Source organism: Leifsonia sp. KNZ12-8B, assembly GCF_056755495.1.
Map to the genome: position 1 here is coordinate 1 of NZ_JBPGXM010000262.1, position 354 is coordinate 354.

1 protein-coding gene is annotated in these 354 nt (G+C 80.5%); it reads left to right on the forward strand.

The features are described 5' to 3' along the window. On the forward strand, window positions 1-252 hold a 252-nt coding region (locus ACR9ZG_RS18950), incomplete at its 5' end, for an MFS transporter (protein ID WP_481286391.1). Window positions 253-354: the final 102 nt, after the last annotated feature.

Here is a 354-nt window from a genome sequence, read left to right on the forward strand (position 1 = left end):
AAGTTCTCGGACACGGCCGAGGCGTACGGCTGGGTCGGCACCGGGCAGCTCATCGGCGCAGCGCTGGGCTCGGCGCTCGCGGGCTTCCTCATCGACGGGACGGGCCCGGCCGGTGCGTTCTGGGTCGCGGCCGCCTTCGCGTTCGTCGGCTTCGTGGTCGCTGCGCTCGCGCACCGCGTGCATCCCGACCTGCGCGGCCGCGACGCGTCCCCGATCCCGGACACGGAGCCGGTCCCGGTCGTCCCCTCCTGACCCCCGAGTCGTGTGGCCCGGGGGGGGGGGGGGGGGGGGGGGGGGGGGGGGGGGGGGGGGGGGGGGGGCGGGAGGCGGCGCCCAGCCCCCCCCGGGCGGCCG